Raw genomic sequence first — 24586 nt, forward strand, 5'->3', positions numbered from 1 at the left:
CAGTCGTGAGTCCAGCTGACGCGGCCTGCCTGACGTACCGCAATGACTGATTTTACGACTGCTTCGCAGCCGAACGCAGCCTCGCAGGCTCGGCAGCTGCTACAGATCGCATTACCGTTTAACTGACTGGCATTAGACCCGGGGGTGTTTAATTTTCCTGCTTGAAACGGATTCCTTCAGTCATTTCCCGCCAGATTTTCTGTCATGGCTGACCGCAACGCAGGCAATCACCTACAAGACTTTACGACATCGCCGTAGCCCTTTGGCACAGGCATTTCGCCCCTTTTTCGGGCACGAACAAACCACTCGAAAATTCACTAGACAGGCAGTACGCGATGATTAAATACTCCATTCAACGGACTGTTAAAACACTTGCCACGCTCATCCAGCAGGAGCCCGGATGCCCTTTCTCGAACACCCGATCAACGCGTCTGGTCAGGCATTGCCTGCGGCCGAACCACCCGTTCCTCGTTTAATGCGGTCCATCCCGGTAAACATCCGACAAAAAGAAGAGTGGCGCCCGATAACGTTCAGATGACCACCGATTTAATGTGTGTAAAAAACCGACAGTGATAGTCAGGTTCGGCTCCAATCGCCGAATCGTTTGATACAGGAGTGTCTCCATGCTGGTCTTGCGTCCAGTCGAGTTGGCCGACCTGCCCCAGTTGCAGAGGCTCGCCCGTGAAAGCCTCGTGGGCGTCACGTCCCTACCCGACGACAGCGAACGGTTGCGCGCAAAAGTCCTCGATTCCTGTGCCTCGTTCGAGAAGGACGTCGAGGCTCATGGCCCGGAAAACTATTTCTTTGTACTCGAAGACCTGACGACACGGCACCTGGCCGGCTGCTCGGAAATCCTCGCCACGGCGGGGTACAACGAGCCGTTCTACAGCCTGCGCAACCGGCCCTTCACCAGTGCCTCGCGGGAACTGAACATCGAGCACGGCGTACCGGCCTTGTCGTTGTGTCACGACCTCAGTGGCCACACCTTGCTGCGGGGCTTCCATATCGATGCCGCGCGGGTGCGCAGCGCGCATTCCGAACTGCTGTCGCGGGCGCGTCTGCTATTCATCGCCGCCCACGCCCGGCGTTTTTCCGACACGGTGATCACCGAGATCGTCGGCTACAGCAGCGATGAAGGTCACTCGCCTTTTTGGGACGCCGTGGGCAAGCATTTCTTCGACTTGCCCTACATCGAGGCCGAACGGCTTTGCGGCCTGCAGAGCCGTACCTTTCTCGCCGAACTGATGCCGCACTATCCGATCTACGTGCCCATGCTGCCCCAGGCGGCACAGGACTGCATCGGCAGCATCCACCCCGATGGCCAGGAAGCTTTCGATATCCTCGAACGGGAAGGCTTTGAAACCAACAGTTACATCGATCTGTTCGATGGCGGCCCGACACTCTACGCGCGCACCTCGGGCATTCGCTCCATTGCCCGCAGCCAGTGTGGCGTGACGCAGCGTGGCCCGGTGATCGATGCCCGTGGCAGCTTTTTGGTGAGCAACGAGTCCCTGAAGGATTATCGGGCCATCGTCGCCGATCTTGATCACATCCCCGGGCAACCCGTGACCCTGGACGCTGCCATGTGCGAGGCGCTGAAGGTGACCGAGGGCAGCCCCATCAGGCTGGTTGCCCTGTGAATACCCAGCAGATTCAACGCCCAGGCACACGCGCACAAGGAACCGCCGCATGATTGTCCGTCCGGTCCAGATCACCGACCTGCCCGCCCTGCTCACCCTGGTGCGCCAGGCCGTTCCGGGACTTACCAGCCTGCCGGCCGACGAAGAGCGCCTGGCCCACCGGATTCGCTGGGCCCAACGCACCTTCGCCGGTCAGGTCGACCGGGGCGATGCCGATTACCTGTTCGTGCTCGAGGACGACGAGCAGCAAGTGGTGGGCGTCAGCGCCCTGACGGGAGGCGTCGGTCTGCGCGAGCCCTGGTACAACTACCGGGTTGGACTGACGGTCAGCGCGTCAGCGGACCTGGGTATCCAGCGCCAGATCCCGACCCTGTTCCTGAGCAATGAATTGACCGGGCAATCGGAAGTCTGCTCGTTGTACCTGCGCCCCGATCAGCGCCAGGGCAGCAACGGCCGTTTGCTTTCCCTCGGGCGCTTGTTGTTTGTGGCCGAGTTTACCCAGCTGTTCGGCAACCGGCTCATCGCCGAACTACGCGGTAGAGCCGACGAACGAGGCGGCTCGCCGTTCTGGGACAGCCTCGGCCGGCACTTTTTCAAGATGGATTTCAGCCACGCCGATCACTTGTCCGGGCTGGGCAACAAGTCGTTCATCGCCGAACTGATGCCGCGCCAGCCGCTGTACACCTGCCTGCTCACCGAACAGGCCCGGGCGGTGATCGGCAAGGCCCACCCCAATACCGAGCCGGCCCTGAAGATCCTCAGCGCCGAAGGTTTTGCCCACAAGGGCTACATCGATATTTTCGACGGCGGGCCGGTCATCGAAGCCCCGGTTTCCGGGATCCGTACAGTGCGCGACAGCCAACCGTTGTCACTGGCCATCGGCTCGCCGGACGAGAAAGCGCCCCTCTGGCTGATTCACAACCGCCGCCTGGAAAACTGTCGTATCACCTGCGCCCCGGCCCGCCAGGTGGGCAACAGCCTGGTGGTTGATCGCCTGACCGCCAAGCGCCTGCAGCTGCAACCCGCAGACTCGGTGCGCGCCGTACCGTTGCCAGACCAACGGCAACAGGCCGTGGCGGCGTGACTATCAGTTCCATTGCTGCGACGTCAATCGGCCTAACCCAGCAAATTCGTCATCATTCTCCCCTGGCGCGCGTGATAGCCTTTTATTTCTTCGGCGTTGACACTTTTGCTCAAGCCCTTCCATTCCATTGGTGGAACTCATATGTCCAGGCTTTCCCATCAAGATTTGCGCCGCAATTTTCGCCAACTGTTCGCCTCCGACACCTGCTACCACACGGCCTCGGTGTTCGACCCGATGTCGGCTCGCATCGCCGCCGACCTGGGCTTCGAAGTCGGGATCCTCGGGGGGTCGGTCGCTTCGTTGCAAGTGCTGGGCGCCCCCGACTTTGCCCTGATCACCCTCAGTGAATTCGCTGAACAGGCCACCCGCATCGGCCGTGTCGCCCAGTTGCCGGTGATCGCCGACGCCGACCACGGCTACGGCAACGCGCTCAACGTCATGCGCACCATCGTCGAACTCGAACGGGCCGGCGTCGCTGCGCTGACCATCGAAGACACTCTGCTGCCCGCTCAATTCGGTCGTAAATCCACCGACCTGATCACGGTCGCCGAAGGCGTCGGCAAGATCCGCGCGGCCCTCGAAGCCCGCTGCGATTCGGAGATGGCAATCATCGCCCGCACCCACGCCGGGATTCTGCCGGTGCAGGAAATCATCAGCCGCACCCGGCAATACCAGAGCGCCGGCGCCGACGGGATCTGCATGGTGGGCATCAAGGACTTCGACCACCTGGAGCAGATCGCCGAGCACCTGAGCGTGCCGCTGATGCTGGTGACCTATGGCAACCCGCTGCTACGCGATGACAAGCGCCTGGCCGAACTGGGTGTGCGCGTGACCATCGACGGCCACGGTGCGTACTTCGCCGCGATCAAGGCGACCTACGACAGCCTGCGCGAGCAACGCCAGATCCTCACCCAGACCTCGGACCTGAGCGCCACCGAGCTGACGCACACCTACACGCAACCCGAGGAATACATCCGCTTCGCGGAGGAGTTCATGAGCGTGAAGGAATGACGGTTTAAACCGGCCCGCCGCCTTCGTCGGATCGCCGCCCGGAGCAAGCCCGCTCCCACATTTGGATCGCGGCTGTACGCCAATGCCGTACTCACCGCAAATCCCCTGTGGGAGCGGGCTTGCTCGCGATGGGGCCATCACAGCCAACATCCAGGCCGCCTGACACACCGCCTTCGCGAGCAAGCCCGCTCCCACATTTGGATCGCGGTTGTACGCCAATGCCGTGCTCACCGCAAATCCCCTGTGGGAGCGGGCTTGCTCGCGATGGGGCCATCACAGCCAACATCCGTGCCGCCTGACACTTCGCTTTCGCGAACAAGCTCGCTCCCACAGGTTTTGCAGTGGACGGTCACACCGAGTCGAGCAGTTCGCGATAGGGCTTCCCGTTCCCGCAGCAGATCACTCGATTGCGCCCGGTGGTCTTGGCTTCGTATAGCGCGTGATCGGCATCATTGAGCCAAAGCGTCGCGTCGGCGTGGGCCGGATTGAATGACGCCAGGCCAATGCTCAGGCTGACTTTCAGCGCCGGATTCCGCTCGTATCCCAAGGTGGCGAAGCGAACGCGCAGGGCATCCATGACGGCGATGGCGCGGTTCAGGGGCAGGTCCGGAAGGATCACGCAGAACTCGTCACCGCCGTAGCGCCCTGCTACATCGGTCGCCCGCAGGTTCTGCTTGAGCATTTTGCTCAACTGGCGCAAGACGATGTCGCCGGCAACATGGCCGTAGGTGTCGTTGATGACTTTGAAATGGTCGATGTCGATCAGGGCGATCGCTCCACCTTTTTGCCGGCCTTTACAACGCTGGAACTCGATCTCCAGTTGGTCCTTCCATGTGCCATGGTTCAGCAGGCCTGTCAGGCTGTCGGTGCGGCTCAGAGCCAGCAGTTCGCGCTTCTGACAGCCGAGGGTATGGGCCTGGCGGAAGCAGATCCAGCCCAGCGCCAGTGGATACAGGCACAGCAACGGCAAACAGGCATAGAGTTGCACCGCGCTGGTGGCAGGAATGAACGCCGGGGCGAAAATCTGCAGGCCAACGCCCACGCCCAGGATTTGCGCGGCTGTCCCGGCCAGCAGGAAGCGCAAGCCGCCTATGGCCACGTTGTTCATGGCCATCATGGAAATGGTGGTCGCGCTGGGTAGTGGATTGAATTGCATCGCGGCAATCCAGAAGCCGCCGAGAAAGGCATCGATCAGCAGATTGCGGTGTTCGGCATGATAGGGCGTCCTGGCCCGGCGAGCCAATTGGTAAGCCAGATGCGGCCAGACCAGGCCATTGAACCACATGAACCCCCAGACCCAGGGCGCCGGATCGAGTGGATACATTGCCGCGCTCACACACACCAGCCCCAGGGCCAACCCCAGGATCCGCGATGTGTAGAGCCTCCTGGCCAATGAAAATCCCTTTCCTCCCGCTTTTGCCATAGGGCCTCTGTGCCACTCGACGGAATGCGATTACAGCCTGTGCCTATGCGCTGGAGTCTATCAGGGTGAAATCAAATAGCCATCACCGACTGACAAGCTGAATATCGCGACATCACGCTCACATAAAAGCAAAGGCCTCACCCCGGAAACGGCTATACATGAAAGAAGGGGTTGATCAATGACCATAAAGGAGAGGCCCATGCAGACCTTTCAAGTATTGATCATCGGCAGCGGGTTTGGCGGCCAATGTGCAGCAATCAATTTACTCAAGGCCGGCATCGACGATTTCCGCCTGCTGGAGCGGCGGGATTTCTTCGGCGGCACCTGGTGCCAGAACACCTACCCCGGCGCGGCAGTCGACGTGCCCTCGCCGCTGTACTCCCTGTCCTTCGCCCCGTATCGCTGGACGCAAATGTTCGCCGAACAGGCCGAACTGCACCGCTATACCCGCCACGTGGTGGAGCACTTCGGCCTGCGGGACAAGGTGGAACTGGACGCCAATGTCGAACGCGTCGAATGGGACGACACCATCAAATGCTGGACGGTATACACCGCCGGCAAAGGCACGTTTTGCGCGCAGTTCCTGATCAACGCGACCGGGCCGCTGAGTCAACCGGTGGTGCCGCACTTCGACGGACAGGAACGCTTCCAGGGCAAGACGTTTCACACCAACAACTGGGATCACGGCTACGACTATCGGCAAAAACGCGTGGCCATCGTCGGCAGCGGTGCCAGTGCGGCACAGGTCATTCCGGCCATTGCCCCGGACGTCGGGCACTTGCATGTGTTCCAGCGCACGCCTCACTGGGTATTGCCCCGGGCTGATCGCCGCTTTGGCCGCTTCCAGCGCTGGCTGCTGGGGCTCAAACCCGCCTACAAACTGCTGCGCTGGGGTATCTACTGGCAATTCGAAACCCGGGTGTTTGGCTTCAAGTATTCGAAACCGGCCGTGCACATGGTCCAGCGCCAGGCCCTGCACTTCCTCAAACGCCAGGTGCCGGACGCCGAACTGCGGCGCAAACTGACGCCGGACTACACCATCGGCTGCAAACGGGTGATTTTGTCCAGCACGCTGTACCCGGCCCTGGCCCGCCGCAATGTGACCCTGCACAGCCGCGAGCAAGGTATCGCGTCCATCGACGAGACCGGCATCGTGACCCTCGATGGCCAGCACATCGACCTGGACCTGATCGTCTGGTCCACCGGTTACGACGCCACCGACGGGGTGATTTCCTACCCGGTAACGGGCAAAAACGGCACCCGTCTCAAGGAGGTCTGGGCGCAGTACCCACGGGCCTACCTCGGCACCGCCCTGCCCGACTTTCCCAACCTGTTCATCGTCACCGGGCCGAACACCGGCATCGGCCACACCTCGGCACTGTTCATCATCGAATCCCAGATGAATTACATCCTCGACTGCATTCGCACCTTGAAGACTCAAGGTTTACGCAGCATCGAAGTTCGCCATGAGGCGGAACGTACCTACACTGAAATGATCCACCGGGAAATGGAACACACGGTGTGGAAATCCGGTGGTTGCCACAGTTGGTATCAAAGCAAGAGCGGTCATGTGATTGCCATGTTTCCGGGATTCAGCTTCAGCTTTCATCGCTTGACCCGAGCGCTGAAACCCGCCGATCACATTTTGTCCTGAGCAGAAAGAAGGGAGACGCGTGATGCTTTTGTTGTTCGTCGTTCTCGCAGTGTTTGTCGCCTGGAGCTGGCTGACCTACCCGGCCATCGGCTACTGGCTCTATGACTTGAGCATGGCGGCCGAGGCCAAGCTGTACCGGCTGCACAAGATCGTCGTGCCCATCCCCGAAATGACCGTCTCGACCTGGCAAGGCGGGCCGTACGAGGCCACCAGCAATGTGCTGATGCTCCATGGCTTCAGCGCCGACAAGAACCTCTGGCTGCGTTTCGCCCGCCACTTTGTCAGCAGCCATCGGGTGATCATCCCGGACATCGCCGGCCATGGCGAAACCGGCTTCAAGGCGGGCGGAGGCTACGACATCCCGCTGCAGGCCAAGCGCATGATCCAGCTGCTGGACGTGTGCGGCGTGGAGAAAGTCCATGTCATCGGCAACTCCATGGGTGGCTATATGGCGGCCTGGCTTGCGGCCAAGTATCCGGAGCGCATTGTGTCCGTGGCTCTGATCGACCCGGCCGGGGTCACCGCCCCCGAACCCAGTGACCTTGAGCGGCATTTGGCCAAGGGCCACAACCCGTTTCTGATTCATTCGCGGGAAGAGTTCCGGCGTTTCTACGCCATGACCATGGCTTCGCCGCCCTGGGTACCGAAACTGGTGCTCGATGCCGTCGCCCAGCGCTATGAACAGTCCCGCGAGGAGCTGGAAGAAATCTTCCGCGAATTTCGCGCCAGCCCGCCGATGGAACCGCACCTGCCCGACATCACCGCCCCGGCGCTGTTGCTGTGGGGGCGCAAGGACCGGTTGATCGATGTCAGCAGCGTAGCGGTCTGGAGCAAGGGCATCGCCGACCTGCGCGTGCATATCTGGGACGCCATCGGGCACATGCCCATGGTGGAAGCACCCTACGGTTCGGCGCGCCTGTATCGCGAGTTTTTGGCATCGCTGCGTTCGGAGAGCCCTCAGGATCAACGACTGCACTAGGTTTGCAGTCCTTTGCAGAATGAAGTTCGTCAGAAACTTCGTTTGTCGGCGTCGCGCAAGGCTGCGATCTTTCGTCCATCCTTTACGTCACCGCGCCAGGAATCCTGTTCATGAACCACCCGAACTTCGTCAGCCCTGACCTGATCCGCCAACGCTTCTCCAAAGCGATGTCCGACATGTACCGCGAGGAAGTGCCGTTGTACGGCGCGTTGATGGAACTGGTGGAACAGACCAACCGTCACGTGCTGGACAGCGATGGGCAAATCCTGCGGCAGCTCACCAGCACCGGCGAAATCGAACGCCTGGACCTGGAACGTCATGGGGCGATCCGCGTCGGCACGGCTGATGAACTGGCGACCCTCGCCCACCTGTTCGCGGTAATGGGCATGCAACCGGTGGGTTACTACGACCTGACACCGGCCGGCGTGCCGGTGCATTCCACGGCGTTTCGCGCGGTGCATGAAACGTCGCTGCAGGTCAGCCCGTTCCGGGTGTTCACCTCGTTGTTGCGCCTGGAATTGATCGAAGACCTGGAGCTGCGCGCCTTCGCCCAGTCGATACTCGACCAGCGCTCGATCTTCACCCCAACGGCCCTCACGCTCATCGAACGCGCCGAATCCCGTGGTGGCCTGACCGAACAGGAAGCCCTGGAGTTCGTCGAACAGGCACTGGAAACATTTCGCTGGCATCACAGCGCCACCGTCACCGCCGAGCAGTATCGACAGCTCAGCGCCCAGCATCGTCTGATCGCCGACGTCGTGGCGTTCAAGGGCCCGCACATCAACCACCTGACACCACGGACCCTGGACATCGACATCGTCCAGGCGCAGATGCCGGCCCATGGCATCACCCCCAAAGCGGTGATCGAAGGCCCGCCCCGCCGCCAGTGCCCGATCCTGCTGCGCCAGACCAGCTTCAAGGCCCTGGACGAGCCGATTTCCTTCACCGATCAAAGCGAGGCGCGCGGCAGCCACAGTGCCCGGTTCGGCGAGATCGAACAGCGCGGTGCCGCCCTCACGCCCAAGGGCCGCGCACTCTACGACCGCTTGCTCAATGCCGCACGGGACGAACTCAAGGACTTCCCCAACGAAGCCAACGCCGCGCGCTATAACGCCCTGATGACACAGCATTTCAGCGAGTTCCCTGACACCTGGGAAGGCATGCGCCAACAGGGCCTGGCTTACTTCCGCTACTTCGTGACGGAAAAAGGCCTGACGGCGGGCGACCTGAAAAACGCGCCCCTGGAAGACCTGCTCAGCGACGGTTACCTGCGGGTTGAACCGCTGGTGTACGAAGACTTCCTGCCGGTCAGCGCGGCGGGGATCTTTCAGTCAAACCTGGGGGATACGGCGCAAACCCGTTACGGGTTGCACTCCAATCAGCAGGCGTTCGAAAAGGCCCTGGGGCGTTCGACGATCGATGAATTGGCGTTGTATGCCGAGAGCCAGCGGCGCTCGATCGAACAGTGTTTCACCACGTTGGCCGATGTTGTTCAGGCCAATGAAAAACATGATTGAAGGATTTGTCACCACTCTATAAAAAAGGTTCTTCACGGAATCCCGGGAAACACCGAAAACGCAATACCTGTAGGAGCCAGCCTGCTGGCGATGGACTCCAGTGCGCCGCGTTTATCCCGCTCACACGCGTTATCGTTAACGACCATCGCTGGCAAGCCAGCTCCCACAAGGGAACGTGCCCACGCTGAAATCCAAAAAAAAGGGCGACCTGCAGGCCGCCCGTTTTTATATCCAAAACTTTCAATACAACAAATAAAGTGTTCGCCCAGTGCAATGGCCTCGGCAATCCATGCACTGGTAAAGAGCCCTGACACTGGGCGAACGGAAAGTATTTTAGTAGAAGCGGATTAATATGTCCGTGCCGCAAAGATGAAATTTATCGACACAATGTTTAACAAGATGTCGATTTAAATACTATGCAACACAGCACCTCAAACTCACCAGTTCGACCATTAGGGGCTGATCATTCCTATACAAAAACTGCACAAAAACAATCAGCCCGTATAGAACAATGACTCAATTTCAGTGCTTGCTGGTCACCGTCAATATGTCGGTATAAACCACGTTGACGCTTTGTCCGACTTTCAAGTCCTTGAGTTTGGCCTGGACTTCAGGTCGTTTGACGTCAACCGTCTTGGACTTGCCTTCCGGGTTTTCAAAAGTCACCTGGTGTTTTTTCTGGTCGATGTGGGTGATTTTCAGCTGCACTTTCACTTGACGGTAAGCTTCGCCGCCAGGGTTGTCGCTACCGGGTGCTGCGCGCACTTCGCCAGTGGCTTCGGCAGTGCCCGGCAGGCCTTTGTCGACATCGGTGTCGAGGAAGGCGGCAACGGCGCTGGTGACCCTGATGTCGACCGTGTCGCCGGCCTTGAGGTTGTCGAGGTTTTTCGCCTTTTCGGTCAGTTGCACAGGGAATTCATTACCCTGCGGGCCTTTGAGGACCACGATACGGTTTGCGGTATCTACCGAAACGACTTGGGTGGCGACCTGATCGACCACCACAACTTCGGACAACGGGAGCTCGGCGGCAACCGCACCGAAACTGGCGGCAGACAGCAAGGTGGCGAGGGTGATGGCTTTGGTCAGTGCGTGGCGTTTCATAGGCAGAACTTTCCCTGTGATGAATGACAACAGACGGCGTTGACGCAAAGCGCAATGCCATGTGTGCGATGAGCATAGACGCTGTTCAGCGAGTGGTCGCAGCAGGCCGCTGATTTTCGTGGCGCAGGGTACTAGTACCCGGTCATTTCCAGATATCCGTTCCCTGCATGACTGCCACTGAGGCGCACCGGGCCTTCCCAGTACGGTATGCGCAAGTCCATCCAGGACTGGGGGTTGAGCGCAGTGATGACGATATCGAGGCGTCTGGAGGGGATCCTGATCGACCAGCGAACGGGCATGTCGCGCCCGGCCACGCTGGCCCGGTCTTGCGGTGTGAGGCTGATGTCGCCGGCGTGCAGCAACTGTGTCTGCCCCCGGGCGTCGATCCAGGTGCCGGTGAGGTAAGGCTCGCCGTCTTTTTGCCGCATGCGATACAGCATCACTTGCTCGCCGCTGTCCAGGTGCAGGGAGAACCAGTCCCAACCGCTCTGGTTGGCCGTCAGGGGCTGGCTGCTCCATTCACGGTCGAGCCAGGCCGGGCCACTGACCTGAAAGGTCTGGCCGTCGATTTCCAGGGTGCCGCGGGCCTGGAAAAACGGCTGACTGTAGTAGTAAGAGGCCTGACCCTGTTCGGACTTCTGGCTGAACCCCTTGTCGCCTTGCAGCACCAGCGGACCTGTCGAGGTCAACCGCAGCCGGTAGCTGAAACGCTTGTCGTGGGCGCTGAGCAGCAGGTCGGCCAACGGATCGTCGGCTGTCGCCTGGCTGCTCAGTTGCCAGTCGTCGATCCATGCATTGAACGGCGCAACGCTGACACCGGCCTGACCGACGCCGCCACGGGCATATCGTTCGGCAGCGTGATGCGCCGTCGCCGAGGTCACCGCCGCATGACCGAGCCAGATTGTCTGGTTCTGCCAGCCTGCTACCTCAGGGGTGGCTTTCAAGGCGCTGCGGAACAGCGTCCATTGCGCGCCGAACTCATGCCCCTGAGCGTCCTTCAGGTTGGCGGTGATGTACCACCATTCGATGCGAAAGCCATCGTGCGGTGCGTGATCCGCCGGGAAGCTGAACACCCGGCCGGGCACCACCGGGGTAAACGCAGCGGCCTGGTTGCCCAGCCCGGCAAAACCCTTTTCTACCGGCGCCGATTGATCGCAGCCGCTCACCAGCAACGCCAGCAGCAAGACGCCGAATTTAATCTTCATGGGCAAACGTCCGCAGCAAATCCGCCGGTTGCGTGCGGTACAAACGGAACAACGGCCAGGCCGAAGCCAGCAATGTCGCCACCAGCGCCAGCCCCATCAACTGCAACAGTTGCAAGGGGAACACCCGCAAAGGCAAGCGCCAGCCAAAGGCCTGCACATTGATCACCGTGTCCAGGCACCACGCCAGGGCGATCCCCAACGGCAATGCCAGCACCAGGGTCAGCAGCGCCAGCAGCCAGGTTTGCCCAAGGTTGAGCAACATCAGATGCCGACGGGTCACGCCCAAGGCCCACAGCGGCGCCAGCTGCCCGAGACGGCTCTGGCTTTGGGTCAACAGGCTGATGAACAGCGCCACGCCAGCCACGCACAACGTCAGGCTATTGAGCGCGGCGGTGGCGGCGAAGGTGCGTTCGAAGACTTGCGTGGACCAGCCCTTGAGCCGCGCCTGATCGACAATGCGGCTGTCCTCCAGGGTAAAACGCGCCTGCAGCGCCGTGACGAACGCCGGGATCGATGCCGGTTCGATGCGCAGGTTGAAACGGTTCGGTGCCAGTTGCGGCCAGCCGCGCAGCAGGTGATTGATATTGACCAGAATGTGGCCCTTGGGATTGCCGTAGTCGGCATAGATCCCGACGATCCGTGGCGACCACGGGCCGGTGGGGGTCGGCAGCGTCAGGTGATCGCCCAGTTGCACGTGGAGGCGCCGAGCCAGTTGTTCGCTGAGCATCACCGCATCGTCCTTGGCCAGTCGTTCCCAAGGGTTGTCGCCCAAGGCTTCGAGCAACGGCCAGTGCTGGCGATAGGTCGGATGGTCGATGATCCCGGACAGGTCCGTCGGCCAGCCCTGCAACTGGATCGAAACCTGCCAGTTGGGCAGCACCGCCGCCAGTTGCGGCTGCTGGTTGAGCCAGCCGTGCAGCTCCCTGGCCTGGGCCGGGTTCTGTGGGTTGAGGTAGAGCTCGGCCGTCAGCCGTTGCTCGAGCCAGTCGCTGAAGGTCTGGCGAAAGCCTGCGGTCATGCTGCCGGCACCGATATTGGCGGCCATGGCCAACAGCAGCGCCATCAACGCCAGGCTCAACGCCGGCAGTTGCTGGCGGCAATCGGCGACAAACCATTGGCCCAGTACCGAGCGACTGCGCTGTGAAACGAGACTGAGCAGCGCGCTGAGCGCCACCGGCAAGGCCAGCGCGGCACCGATCAACAGCGCCGCCATCAACACGAAGCCACTGACCAGGCTGTCGCCGAAGATCAGCGCCAGCAGCGCGATCACCCCGGCCATTGCCGCCACCCAAGCCTGGCGTCGCAACCAGCGTGCATGAGCCTGATGCCAGGCCTGCGGGTCGGCCAGCGCCAGCAAAGGCAAACGCGCCGCCCGCAACAGACTGTTGGCCCCGGCCAGCAACGCGCCGATCAGACTCAAGCCAATACCACTGAACCACCACGACAGGCTGAGGCTCAACTGCCCCGCCACTTCGGCACCGTACAAGCCACGCAGGCTGGCGGCGACATCGGGCAACAGCACGCCGGCCAGCAGGTAGCCGCTGACCACCCCGGCCACACCGCCGATCAAGGCCAACCCACCCAATTCGACGGTGAGGCAAGCGATCAGCATCCGTGCACTCACACCGCAGGCACGCAGGGTCCGCAGCAGGCTTCGCCGTTGCTCCAGCGCCAGCCCGATGGCGGCGTGCACGATAAACAGGCCGACCACGAACGACAGCACCCCCAGGGCATCGAGGTTCAGGTGAAAGCTTTCGGTCAGGCGCGTCAGGTTGTTTTCTTCGCCGGCGCGCTTGAGTTGCAACTGGCCCTTGAGCGGTTCCGGCAACGGCGCGGTGAAATCCTTCGGCAACAGCAGCCGCGACACTTGATCCGGCAACCCCAGAGCCTGCTGGGCAAAACCGATGTCCACCAGCAGCACACCGGGCGCCATGTCGGCCTGCACCTGCAGCGGCGGCAGTGCCACGCCCGCCAGGCTCAGTGGCCGGTCACCCTCGCGCAAACCCATTGCCCGCAAAGTCTGCGACGAGATCCAGGTGCTGCCCGGCGGACTGAAAAAACCGACCACCTGTTCAATCGCCAAGGCTTGCCCGGCCACCGCCGCGCCCGCCGGCAGCGATACCGGCTCGATGCCCATCAACTGCAAGCGCTGCTCTTCGTGCCCCTTGAGCGTGACCCGGCCTTGCAGCACCGGTGACACCGGCCACCCCGCGCGCCGCAAATCGACAAACCATTGCTGGGGGAAGGTGCCGCCACCGGGCGCAACGAGGCTGGCCTGGGGTTCGCCGCCAATCAACTGACTGGCACGGGCATAGCTGTCGCGGGCCTGGCTGTTGAGTGCCTCAACGCCGGTCAACAGACCGGTGGCCAGCCACAATCCGGTCAGCACACTGAAAAACTGCACCGGGTGCTGCCGCCAGTGGCTGAGCAGCGCGCGCAGGGTTTCGCCAAAGATGCGCATGTCAGCGCTCGCCCGCACCGGCCAGGCGACCGCCGCTCAGCAAGGCTTTTTCCGCCAGCCGTGCCGCCACGCCGGGACTGTGGGTGACCATCAACAGGCTGGTGGGGCTGTCGTCGAGCAATTCCAGCAGCAACTGCAACACCTCGGCGCCGGTGGTTTCATCGAGGCTGCCGGTGGGCTCGTCGGCCAGCAGCAATGGCGGGCGCGACGCCAGCGCCCGGCCCAGCGCAACCCGTTGCTGCTGGCCGCCGGACAGTTGCTCCGGGTAGCGCCGCAGCAGCTCACTCAGGCCCAGACGCTGCACCAGGTGTGCCTGCCAGCGCGGGTCATGGCGCCCCGCCAGACGCGCCTGGATCGCCAGGTTGTCTTCGACCCGCAGGCTGCCGATCAGGTTGAATTGCTGGAACACCAGGCCGATTTCCGTACGGCGCCAGTTCGCCAATTGCCCTTCATTCATCTGTTCCAGGCGATGCTCGCCACTGCGGATGCTGCCGCGATCGACCTTGTCCAGCCCGGCGATCAGGTGCAGCAAAGTGCTTTTGCCACTGCCCGACTCGCCCATCAGCGCCAGGCTGCTGCCGGGCCTGAGCGTCAGGTCGACGCCTTGCAGCACCGGCAGCGGCCCCTGCGGGGTGGCGTAGCTTTTGAAAACGCCATGGACTTCAAGCATGGGTCAACCTGCTGGATATGCATGGCCCAAGGATAGCGGCCCTGAATGTTTTTTGTCCGTTGCTGATGATCGCCCGGCCCGAGCCCCGCCCTACCCTCGAAGCTGGTCTGACCATAACGATAAAAAACGGAGACGCCATGCCTCGCTTCACCTTGAGCCCTCGTGGGCTGCTCGCTTGCCTGATCACTGCCTGCCTTGCGCAATCGGTGGTCGCCGCCGACGGACCGGTCGCGGCCAGCCCACAAACCACGGCCAGTAACGCCGCCGTGCTGCAGCAACTGCCCTTCACCGACCGCACCGACTACGAGTCGGTCACCAAGGGCCTGATCGCGCCGTTCAAGGGCCAGGTCAAGGACGCCTCGGGCAAGGTCATCTGGGATATCCAGGCCTATGACTTCCTCGACAAGGATAAAGCCCCGGAATCGGTCAACCCGAGCCTCTGGCGCCTGGCCCAGCTCAACGCCAATGCCGGATTGTTCGAAGTCAGCCCACGGCTGTATCAGGTGCGTGGCCTCGACCTGGCCAACATGACCATCATCGAAGGCGACGATGGGCTGATCATCATCGACCCGCTGACCATGGCCGAAACCGCCAAGGCAGCGCTGGACCTGTACTACCGGAACCGTCCGCACAAACCGGTGGTGGCGGTGATCTACAGCCACACCCACGTCGACCATTTCGGTGGCGTGCGCGGGGTCATCGACGAGGCCGACGTCAAGGCCGGCAAGGTCAAGGTGTTCGCCCCCGCCGGGTTCATGGAACACGTGATGAGCGAGAACGTCTATGCCGGCACCGCCATGAGCCGTCGCGCGCAGTTCCAGTTCGGCAGCCTGCTGCCCCGTGGCGAACACGGACAGGTAGACGCGGGACTGGGCAAAAGCTCGCCGAGAGGCGGCACCGTCACCCTGATCCCGCCCACCGACCTGATCGACAAGGAACTGGAAACCCGCACCATCGCCGGCCTCGACGTGGAGTTCCAGTTGACCCCGGGCACCGAGGCGCCAGCGGAGATGAACCTGTACCTGCCGCAGTTGCGCGCCCTGTGCATGGCGGAAAACGCCACGCAAATGATGCACAACATCCTCACCCCCCGCGGCGCGCAAGTGCGTGACGCCAAGGCCTGGGCCGAGTACCTGGACGGCAGCCTGGCGCGTTACGGCGACAAGAGCGACGTGTTGTTCGCCCAGCACAACTGGCCGACCTGGGGTGGCGAACGCATCCGCACCTTCCTCGCCGATCAGCGCGACATGTACGCCTTCCTCAACGACCGCACCCTGCACCTGCTGAATCAGGGCCTGACGTCGCTGGAAGTCGCCGACTCGATCAAGAAACTGCCCGGCAGCCTGGACCAGAAGTGGTACACCCGCGGCTACTACGGCTCACTGAGTTTCAACACCCGGGCGGTATACCAGCGCTACATGGGTTTCTATGACGGTAACCCGGCCAACCTCAATCCGCTGCCGCCAGTGGAAACGGCCAAGCGTTCGGTCCAGGCCATGGGCGGCGAAGCGGCGGTGCTGGGGAAAATGCAGGCGGCGATGGCCAAGGGTGAATACCGCTGGGCCGCGCAACTGGGCAATCAGGTGCTGTTCGCCAACCCGGACAACGGCGACGCCCGTAAAGCCCAGGCCCAGGCGCTGGAGCAAATGGGCTATCAAAGTGAAAACGCCACTTGGCGCAACATGTACCTGACCGGTGCCATGGAACTGCGCAACGGCGTGCCGCCCAATGCCGGCACTTCGGTATCGGTGGACATGGTACGGGCGATGAGCCCGCAGATGTTCTTCGACTTCCTGGCTGTGCGCCTGGACAGTGAAAAGGCCGTAGGCCATGACCTGACCCTGAACTGGACCTTCGATGACCTGAACAAGGACTTCAACCTGACCCTGCGCAACGGCGTGCTGACCCACCGTGCCGGGCTCAATGCCCAGGCGGATGCCAGCGTGACCATGAGCAAGGCCACCCTGGAACAGATCAGCCTCAAGCAAGTGGATATTCCGACGGCGATGCAGAAAGGCCTGATCAAGCTGCAGGGCAATGGCAAGAAGCTTGGGGAGCTGATGAGCAGCCTCGATACGTTTGCGCCGCAGTTCAATATCGTTACGCCGTGAAACCAGGCTCGCTGCCACAGGATGAATGCAGTACCTGTGGGAGCGGGCTTGCCCGCGAAGGCTTTGTGTCAGGCGATGAGCATTTTGAGGGTGTACATATCCATTTCTGCGGTAACGGCGGCTTACGGTTCCGCCCTTACGGCGGGTCACTTGGAAAAGCCTGTAGGAGCGAGCTTGCTCGCGATGGAGGTCAACGATGATGTGGGGAGCCTGACACCCTGCGGTGCTCTCAGGTTTTTCGCGAGCAAGCTCGCTCCTACAGAGCCCGCCGCCATCGGCCATCCATGGCCGGGGGGCGGCTAACCCGGCATCCATGCCGGGTTGCCCACTACGCAGAACCGGAACGAAGCCTCTCGAGGGGGCAAGAAGATCAAAAGCCAAAGCCAAAACGAGGCGGCCTACCGGCCGGCCTGTTCGCGGGGTTCGTTCGCCTGTGAAGTACCTGGTCGGCTGTCAGGCCGCCATCGCTGGCAAGCCAGCTCCCACAGGGGGCGGGGATGTACACGGATTTTGCGCTCGACACTGCTCAAATGTGGGAGCGGGCTTGCTCGCGAAAGCGGAGTGTCAGCCAACAAAGATGTTGAATGATCAACCGCATTCGCGAGCAAGTCGGATCGCCGCACCGCCGCTCCCACAGAAGAGCAAAAGCAGAGCGGCGTACAGAGTCGCTCTTCACCACTCATCAGGCCGAGCGTTTTTTTGCTTACTTTTTTTAGGCGCTTGTAAAAAAAGTGAGTCGCCGTAAGGGCGAAACCATAAGCCGCCGTTACCGAAGAAACGGATATGTACACCCGTAAAAATCCACACCGCCTGACACACCGCTTTCGCGGGCAAGCCCGCTCCCACAGGGATCCAGGCTGTTCACGGCAATTGTGAATTACTCAGACACCACTTCAACCACCGGCATTTGCCAGCGTTGATTGACCACCTGCTGCCCGGGTCCATACAGGCGCAGGACCAGGGTGAACGCCTCGCTTGCCGGCGTTGGCAGCCAGTTGCTCTGCTCGGGCGGAGTTGTGTTCTGCAGGATCAACGTCAACCCGCCGTCCGCATCTTTTTGCAACTGATCCCGGCTGCTCAGGCAGTAACGATTGATCGGGTTGGCCACCAGTTGCCGGTCCGGCAAGTCATACAACGTCAGCGACCAGAACTCGCTGGCCGGCGGCCATTGACCCGGGGCGAAACGCAGGCGATAGCTTCGCCCGCCCTGCAAGGGTTGCCCCTGGCTATCCAGGCGAGTACCGGTGTAGAAGGCTTCTTCCACGCTGTTGCCGTAGATGCCGACATTCGCCGCGACAGCGCGGTTGAGGTAATTGCCGTTCAGCGCTTCGCGCGTGCCGAACAGACCGAGGGTGGTATGTACCTGGCTCACCGCGGTTTGCAGTTGCGCCTGGGCGTCCTGAATCCCGTCAAGCAGTGCCTGGCGCGTTGCTGGCGGCAACGTCGCCGGGTCGAAACCCTGACCGGGCACGATGCCGATACGGGCAAAGCGCGCGCGCAAGGCTTGTTCGGACGGTTGCGTGGGGCACAGGCTGAGGATCTGGTTCAGCGCCGGGATAAACTCCAGCCCCAACCCGGTCTTGCTGTCCCAGGGTTGCCAGTCAATGGCCGGCGCAGCCACGGGCGGTGTACTGCCGGTGTATTCATGCAACGAACGCAAACCGTATTGCTGCTGCAAGGCTCGTACGGCCGACAGATCGTCGCTGTTTTTCAAGCCGGTGCGCCCCAGCACCATGACGATTTCGGTTTCACTGCGCAGCACGGCCTTGACGCCGTCCGGTGTCGGGCCTTGCCAGTCGGGCCCGACGATCAGGTAATTCCCCGCATCGCGACCGGTGCTGAGCACGCCGACATAGGCAAAGTTGTGGGTGTACTGGTCGACCAGTTGAAGCACGTAATAGCGCTCGTCATCGACCGCCGGCACGCTCAACACCTGGGGTTCGCTGCGCAGGTCAAGCCAGGCCCAGGAGTACGGCGTGTCATTGTTCGGCGTGACAATGTCGCGGTTATTCGGGGTGAACAACTTGCTGTAATGACGAAAGCGGTTGAAGCCGCCGACGTACTCTGGCGCGGCCGGGTTGAGCGCCTGTTTTTCCATGGTCTGGTAATGCATGAGCATGGGGTAGGCGTAAATCCACGCCTCTTTGGCAATCTGCCGCAGGTCATCGGAATCAGCGGCCAGCAACCAGCGTGGCAACACCAGGCTGCCCCCCAATACCCCCATGCCGCCCAGCACCCGGCGGCGACTGAAAATCAGGTTCATGATTCGACCCTCGTTATCGTCGGCAACTGATAACGCCCGTCCAATGCCCTTCCCTTGGGCAGGTACAGGCGCAACAGCAGGTTGAACGGACCTTGCGGCGTCGGCAGCCAGTTGCCCGGTGGCGAAGCCTTGGGCGCATCGGCTTGCAGGATCAGGGTCAAGCCGCCGTCGGCATCGTATTGTAGACCAGGGCTACGATCGCCCAATGCGTAACGCTGGATCGGGTTGGCCACCAGCAACTGGGTTTTGCCGTCATACAGGGTCAGCGACCAGAACGCATTCACCGGCGGCAATTGCCCGGCGGGAAAATGCAGGCGATAGGCGTGTTGGCCATCGAGCGCCTGCCCCTGGGCATCGTGCAACGCCATCGGGTACAGCGCTTCCACCGCATCGTTGGCGTAGATGTAGCGCCAGGCGACCGCGGCACGGGTCAGGTCATCGTCGCCGTATTTGCCGACGTTGGACGGCGACGGCAACCAGCCCTGTTGTTCCACCGACAGTTGGCTAGAGGCTGCGCGGACCTGCTCGCGACCTGCTTCGGCGCCTTGGGCAACGGCTTCGCTCAAGTCCGCCGGGGCCTGGAATTCGATTCCCGGCTTCACGCCGATGGTGGCGAAACGGGCCAGTTTCTGTTGCTCGCTGGCGGTCCATTGGTGCAAGGGGGCCAGTGCGTTGAAGGTGCTGAACAGCGCCTGCGCCGGCCCTTGCTTGGTGTCCGTATACGCCGGCAGTTGCAGCGGAGCCAAGGGTTCAGGGGCCGCGCTGCCAGTGACTTTGGACAGCGGTTGCAAGGCGTAGCCCTTCAGCACTTGCGCGGCGTCTTTCTGATCCGCTTCGCCCTTGACCTCGGTCCGTCCCAACAGGAAGACCAGCCGGCTCGGCGAGCGAATCACCGCGCTGAGTCCCGATGGCTCCGGTCCCTTCCAGTCCGGCCCGACAATCAGGTAGCGCCCCGCCTGCTCCCCCGTGGCGCGGGTGCCGATGTAGTCGAGGTTGTCGGTACGCATGTCCACCAGTTGAAAGCTGTAGTAGCGGCCTTGCACGGCCGGTACGTCCAGCACCACAGGTTCGCTGCGCAGATCGAGCAAGGCGCGGGAATAGAAGGTGTCGTTGTTGGGCGACACCACTTTGTTGTCCTGCGGGCCGAGCAGGCGCGGTTCGCTGTAGAGGCGGTTGAACGGCAGTTTGGCGGCGATGGCGCTGAGCACCTTGTCGTGTTCGACGGTGGCGTAGGCGAACACGTAGGCCTCCTGTGCCAGGGCTTTCGCCTTGGGTTGATCGAGGGTTGCTGCGTGAACGGTGCCCAGGCTTGTGCCCAGGGCAAGAGCGGATATCCAGTAGCGCATGGTAGATCTCCTTTGTGGAATCAACAATGCACCGTAACCCCTGTGGGAGCGGGCTTGCCCGCGAAGAGGGAGTGTCAGTCGACTACATTGCTGCCTGACACGCCGCCTTCGCGAGCAAGCCCGCTCCCACATTGGATTTACGGTGGTTTGGCGAATGGTTACTTGGCCCAGCGCCGCAGGTCCGACGGGGTGTAGTCGTCGGTCTTGGCGGCGAAGCCCACGCGCATCGGCTCGGTCTCTTCGTTGGCCAGGCCGCCGGCGTAGTAGCGTCCGGAGATCAGGTCATAGGAGGTTTCCAGCACGTTGTAGGTGAAGCCGTGGTCGTACTGCTGGATCGCGTGCAGTTCGCCGCTGCGCCACAGTTCACCGCGGCTGTCGTACTGGTCCGACTGCGCGATCTGCCAGCTGTCTTCGTCCACATAGAAGCGGCGCTTGGCGTAGATGTGCCGGGCACCGGGCTTGAGGGTCGCTTCGACCACCCACACACGATGCTTCTCGTAGCGGGCCAGGTCCTGGTTGACGTGGTTGGGTTTGATCACGGCGTCGTACTTGAGGTCGCGACTGCCGATCTTGTAGCTGTTGTAAGGGATGAACAGCTCCTGCTTGCCCACCAGTTTCCAGTCGAAACGATCCGGCGCGCCGTTGTAGCCGTCGATGTTGTCTGCGGTGATCAGGCCGTTGCTGTAACGGGCGCTGTTGTCGTAGGCGATCATCGGCGCACGACGCACGCGACGCTGGCCCGGCAGGTATTGCCAGGCCGAACGCGGCTCGGCGACCTGGTCGATCGGCTCGTGCACCAGCACCGCCTCGCCGGACAGACGCGCCGGTTCCAGCACCCGGCTCTTGAACATGAACAGGATGTTCGAGTCAGGTTCCAGCCCACCCACTGTGTCGGCGAAGTTGATCAACGACTGATTGCGCACGTAGCTGGTGGCGCCGTTTTCACGCACCAGCGCGGCGCTGCTGATGCGCTCGTAGCTGCCGCCGCGATAACGGGTCATGTGGTTCCACATCACCTCCAGGCCTTCGGTGGGCAACGGAAACGGAATGCCCCTGGCATAGTCGTGCAAGCCGTTGCCGCCGTCGGCCATGCTGGTCTTGGCGATGTTCTCACGACTGGCCGCCAGTACCTCCTTGGGCAGGTTGGCGCTGCGATGACTCGGGTAGATGTTCATCTTGTAGGTATCGGGAAACCGCTTGAACAATGCGATTTGCCCGGGGCTGAGAAACTTCTCGTACTGCGCCACGTTCTTGGCCGTGACCGTGAACAACGGTTTCTCGGCGGCATAGGGATCGCTGTAGCCGCCCTTGCTGTCGACGGTGCCGGCGTTGCTCGCCAGGCCACCGGTCCAGGCCGGAATGCTGCTGTCGGCATTGGCTGCCATTTCCGAGCCCATGGGGGTCAGGGTCTTGCCCAGTGCCGCCGAATCGGTGCCTTTGGCCTGGGCCAGGCCGACGCTGCAGGCCAGGGCCAGCACGCACAATTGCATACGCATAACGGTTCTCCTTAGAAGTCTGCCTTGAAGCTGACGGATGCGAAATCGCGATCGTCGAGGGTGCTGTAGTCGTTGGAACCGAAGAACGCGTTGTAGGCCAGTTCCACGCTGTAATCGTTCATGTAGACGCCGGTCAGGCTCACGCCCAGCGCTTGCTGGCCTTCCTGGAACGGCCCTTGCGGATCGTAGGAATAGCCCGAGACGTCATGCCGCCAGTTGAGGGCGGGAATCAGGTTGATACCCGGCAACACATCGCTGTATTCGAGGCTGGCGCGCAGGCGATAACCCCACGACCAATCGGTGGCAAAGCCCTTGTCGGTGCAGTATTGGTTGGTCACGCCTGAAGCTACCGTGTTGCACGGCGTGCCGTTGCGCGGGGCGCTGCGGCCGAATGCGGCGTTACGGCCCAGGCGCTCATCCCCCAGATCATCGATGTGTACCACCCCGGCTTCACCGAACAGGCTCAGACGCGTGGCGCCCAGCACGTTGTCGATGGCCTGGGTGGCCGAACCGGTCAGTTGCCAGACGCCTTTGCGCTCCCACGCATCGAACTGGCTGCCATTGGTGGTGCTGAAACCGGGCGGCAACTGCACCCAGGAACTGCCCCCTGGCCCTGAAATCACCGCGACGTTGACGTCGGGCGCGTTGATCGCGATCGGCATGTTCGGCCGGTAGCTCAACTCACCGGCCAGGGAAATCCCGGTGACAGGCTCGACGCCATTGAGGCTGATGCCGTACAGGTGAATGTTTTCCGGGAAGGCCGCCGCATAGCTCGGCCCCTGGATGCCACCGGGGAAGGTGCCGGGCAAGGCGGTGTTCCTGGCGTTAATGGTGAAATACGGCAACCGCGAGTGATAGTTGACGTAGTAGATCGCCGCTTCCGCATCGTTGAGCGCCGGGATCATCTGGCGCAAGGCGAAGCCGAACTGGCCGTTGTCGGACGGCGATTCGTTGCCCCGGGACGTGGCGAACAAACCCGCGGCCTGCATCTGTTGATCGGTCTGTACCTGACTCAGGTACAGTGGCCCGCAGCCCGGCTGGATCACATCGCTGCTGGCGAAAAAAGTGCCGCAACCGTCAAGTACGCTGGGGCGCCAGTTGTACTGGTAGAAACCTTCGAGGTTGGTGCTGTCGGTCAAGCCGAAGCTGAAAGAGACCATCTCCACCGGCAGCTGGCCTTCCTTGATTTCCACGCCGGGACGGTTGAACGCCGAGATGTCCAGCGGGTTGATCACGTTGATGCCGTTCTGGATCAACAGCGCTTCGCCCCAGGACAGCACCTGGTTACCGACCCTCACGCTCAGCGGATGCTCGGCCACCTGGAAGTCTTTCCAGACGTAGGCATCGAGCACTTCGAAGCCCTTGAACCTGGACAGGTCGTCCCAGCCCGAATCGTCGAAATCCTTGAAGCGGCCATTGCCGGTTTCGTAGGCATGGTCGTACCAGTACTTGAAGCGGATAAACGCACCCTGGCCCTGGCCATCGAGACTGACATCGGTGAGCCCCTTGAAAAGTTGCGAGATGGGGTCGCCCTTCTCGAAGTTCAGCCGGTTGTCGTCGGCGCTGACGCTGGTGCCATTGGCGTTCACGCCCTGGGCTTGCAAGGCATTGGCGCGGGTCATCAGGCTTTTGTCGGGGTTTTGCGTCGACCAGCTGGTGCCCAGGCTCAGGCTGGTCCTGGTCGACAGGCTCCAGTCTTCGTTGATGTCGAAAGTGGTGGCGTAGGTCGGCCCCGTCAGTACGGCAAGAATCGCCAGCGCAAGGGGTTGCGGGCGGGTGTGGCCAAGCCGGTGAAGTCGTTGGCGGACTCCGGCTGTGGCCGAGCATTTTTTTATCATTATTGGGCTCCGGTCAGGTTTGCTCAGCCTGGACACGGTGCCCAACTATCGGGCGCGACACGCAAGCGATGGCCGACAAAAAATAATCATCGGGGGATCTGCAGGGGTCTTCGGTTAATTTCTGAAGGCGTACATATCCGTTACTGCGGATGCGGTCACCTGTGGGAGCGAGCTTGCTCGCGATGGCTTTGTGTCAGGCGGCATGGATTTTTGAGGGTGTACATATCCGTTGCTGCGGATGCGGTTACCTGTGGGAGCGAGCTTGCTCGCGATGGCTATGTGACAGGCGGCATGGATTTTTGAGGATGTACATATCCGTTGCTGCGGTAACGGCCACTTATGTTTCCGCCCTTACGGCGGGTCACTTTCGAAGAGCGCGAAAGTAACCAAAGCGCTCTGCCCCTGACATTCGGTGCCTCGCCGTGGCTCGGCATGCCCTCGCTCCGGTCCTGCTCCGTGGGCCCGCCGCCATCGGCCATCCATGGCCGGGGGCGGCTAACCCGGCATCCATGCCGGGTTGCCCACTGCGCAGAACCTACGCTCGGCCTCACGAGGGGGCGTGTACCGCAACAGCGTCCGAGGCGGCCTACCGGCCGGCCTGGTTGTTGGGGTCGTTCGTCTGTGATGTTCCTGGTCGGCTGGCAGGCCGTCATCGTCGGAACGCCGCCCGGAGGGCAATGCCCCCGGATGAATGCCGCAGCGAAGGAACGCCGAGCCTAAGCGAGGGGCCGTACGTAAGGGCGAAACCATAAGTAGCCGTTACCGCAGCAACGGATATGTACTCCAT

Annotated in this window: 16 protein-coding genes; 7 read left to right on the forward strand and 9 right to left on the reverse strand. The window is 61.9% G+C overall.

The features are described from left to right. Window positions 1-623: 623 nt before the first annotated feature. From AC07W4_RS17515 to AC07W4_RS17525, 3 genes are all read left to right on the forward strand, one after another. Window positions 624-1640 (forward strand): arginine N-succinyltransferase, encoded by a 1017-nt coding sequence (locus tag AC07W4_RS17515; RefSeq protein WP_495033297.1) that lies wholly within the window; start codon window positions 624-626, stop codon window positions 1638-1640. A 49-nt stretch (window positions 1641-1689) separates the two neighbouring features. Next, on the forward strand, window positions 1690-2724 hold the full coding sequence (gene astA / locus AC07W4_RS17520) for an arginine N-succinyltransferase (RefSeq protein ID WP_495033298.1): 1035 nt from the start codon (window positions 1690-1692) through the stop codon (window positions 2722-2724). Window positions 2725-2865: 141 nt separating this feature from the next. Then, a complete protein-coding gene (locus tag AC07W4_RS17525; protein ID WP_008052116.1) occupies window positions 2866-3735 on the forward strand; it encodes an isocitrate lyase/PEP mutase family protein in 870 nt (289 codons plus the stop codon). A 349-nt stretch (window positions 3736-4084) separates the two neighbouring features. Here AC07W4_RS17525 and AC07W4_RS17530 read toward each other — a convergent pair whose 3' ends face one another. Continuing rightward, window positions 4085-5158, reverse strand: a complete 1074-nt coding sequence (locus AC07W4_RS17530; RefSeq protein WP_495033299.1) for a diguanylate cyclase — start codon at window positions 5156-5158, stop codon at window positions 4085-4087. Between the two features lie 199 nt (window positions 5159-5357). Here AC07W4_RS17530 and AC07W4_RS17535 point away from each other — a divergent pair, with 199 nt between their 5' ends. From AC07W4_RS17535 to hglS, 3 genes are all read left to right on the forward strand, one after another. Further along, the gene (locus AC07W4_RS17535) at window positions 5358-6812 is read left to right on the forward strand and encodes a flavin-containing monooxygenase (RefSeq protein ID WP_495033300.1); all 1455 of its coding nucleotides are present in this window, start codon (window positions 5358-5360) and stop codon (window positions 6810-6812) included. Window positions 6813-6834: 22 nt separating this feature from the next. Continuing rightward, the gene (locus AC07W4_RS17540) at window positions 6835-7791 is read left to right on the forward strand and encodes an alpha/beta fold hydrolase (protein WP_008052119.1); all 957 of its coding nucleotides are present in this window, start codon (window positions 6835-6837) and stop codon (window positions 7789-7791) included. A 110-nt stretch (window positions 7792-7901) separates the two neighbouring features. Next, a complete protein-coding gene (gene hglS, locus AC07W4_RS17545; RefSeq protein WP_495033301.1) occupies window positions 7902-9308 on the forward strand; it encodes a 2-oxoadipate dioxygenase/decarboxylase HglS in 1407 nt (468 codons plus the stop codon). A gap of 522 nt (window positions 9309-9830) precedes the next feature. Here hglS and AC07W4_RS17550 read toward each other — a convergent pair. The 4 genes from AC07W4_RS17550 to AC07W4_RS17565 form a co-directional block, all read right to left on the reverse strand. Beyond that, entirely contained in the window at window positions 9831-10409 is a 579-nt protein-coding gene (locus AC07W4_RS17550) for a hypothetical protein (RefSeq protein ID WP_008052121.1), read from the reverse strand. A 131-nt stretch (window positions 10410-10540) separates the two neighbouring features. Then, on the reverse strand, window positions 10541-11614 hold the full coding sequence (locus tag AC07W4_RS17555; protein ID WP_495033302.1) for a lipocalin-like domain-containing protein: 1074 nt from the start codon (window positions 11612-11614) through the stop codon (window positions 10541-10543). After that, on the reverse strand, window positions 11604-14075 hold the full coding sequence (locus AC07W4_RS17560) for an ABC transporter permease (protein ID WP_495033303.1): 2472 nt from the start codon (window positions 14073-14075) through the stop codon (window positions 11604-11606). The genes AC07W4_RS17555 and AC07W4_RS17560 overlap by 11 nt, the downstream gene beginning before the upstream one ends. 1 nt (window position 14076) lies before the next feature. Then, window positions 14077-14745: an ABC transporter ATP-binding protein gene (locus AC07W4_RS17565; protein WP_008052124.1), complete on the reverse strand. Its 669-nt coding sequence runs from the start codon at window positions 14743-14745 to the stop codon at window positions 14077-14079. Between the two features lie 137 nt (window positions 14746-14882). Here AC07W4_RS17565 and AC07W4_RS17570 point away from each other — a divergent pair, with 137 nt between their 5' ends. Continuing rightward, on the forward strand, window positions 14883-16856 hold the full coding sequence (locus AC07W4_RS17570; RefSeq protein WP_495033304.1) for an alkyl/aryl-sulfatase: 1974 nt from the start codon (window positions 14883-14885) through the stop codon (window positions 16854-16856). An 877-nt stretch (window positions 16857-17733) separates the two neighbouring features. Here AC07W4_RS17570 and AC07W4_RS17575 read toward each other — a convergent pair. The 4 genes from AC07W4_RS17575 to AC07W4_RS17590 form a co-directional block, all read right to left on the reverse strand. Then, window positions 17734-19119 (reverse strand): DUF1254 domain-containing protein, encoded by a 1386-nt coding sequence (locus tag AC07W4_RS17575; protein ID WP_495033305.1) that lies wholly within the window; start codon window positions 19117-19119, stop codon window positions 17734-17736. After that, window positions 19116-20465, reverse strand: coding sequence for a DUF1254 domain-containing protein (locus AC07W4_RS17580; RefSeq protein WP_495033306.1), 1350 nt, complete (start codon window positions 20463-20465; stop codon window positions 19116-19118). Before AC07W4_RS17580 ends, AC07W4_RS17575 begins: the two co-directional genes overlap by 4 nt. Before the next feature lie 158 nt (window positions 20466-20623). Then, window positions 20624-21961, reverse strand: a complete 1338-nt coding sequence (locus AC07W4_RS17585; RefSeq protein ID WP_495033307.1) for a DUF1329 domain-containing protein — start codon at window positions 21959-21961, stop codon at window positions 20624-20626. A gap of 11 nt (window positions 21962-21972) precedes the next feature. Beyond that, the gene (locus tag AC07W4_RS17590) at window positions 21973-23799 is read right to left on the reverse strand and encodes a DUF1302 domain-containing protein (RefSeq protein ID WP_495033308.1); all 1827 of its coding nucleotides are present in this window, start codon (window positions 23797-23799) and stop codon (window positions 21973-21975) included. Window positions 23800-24586: the final 787 nt, after the last annotated feature.

The organism is Pseudomonas sp. GW821-FHT02A08, from assembly GCF_059422045.1.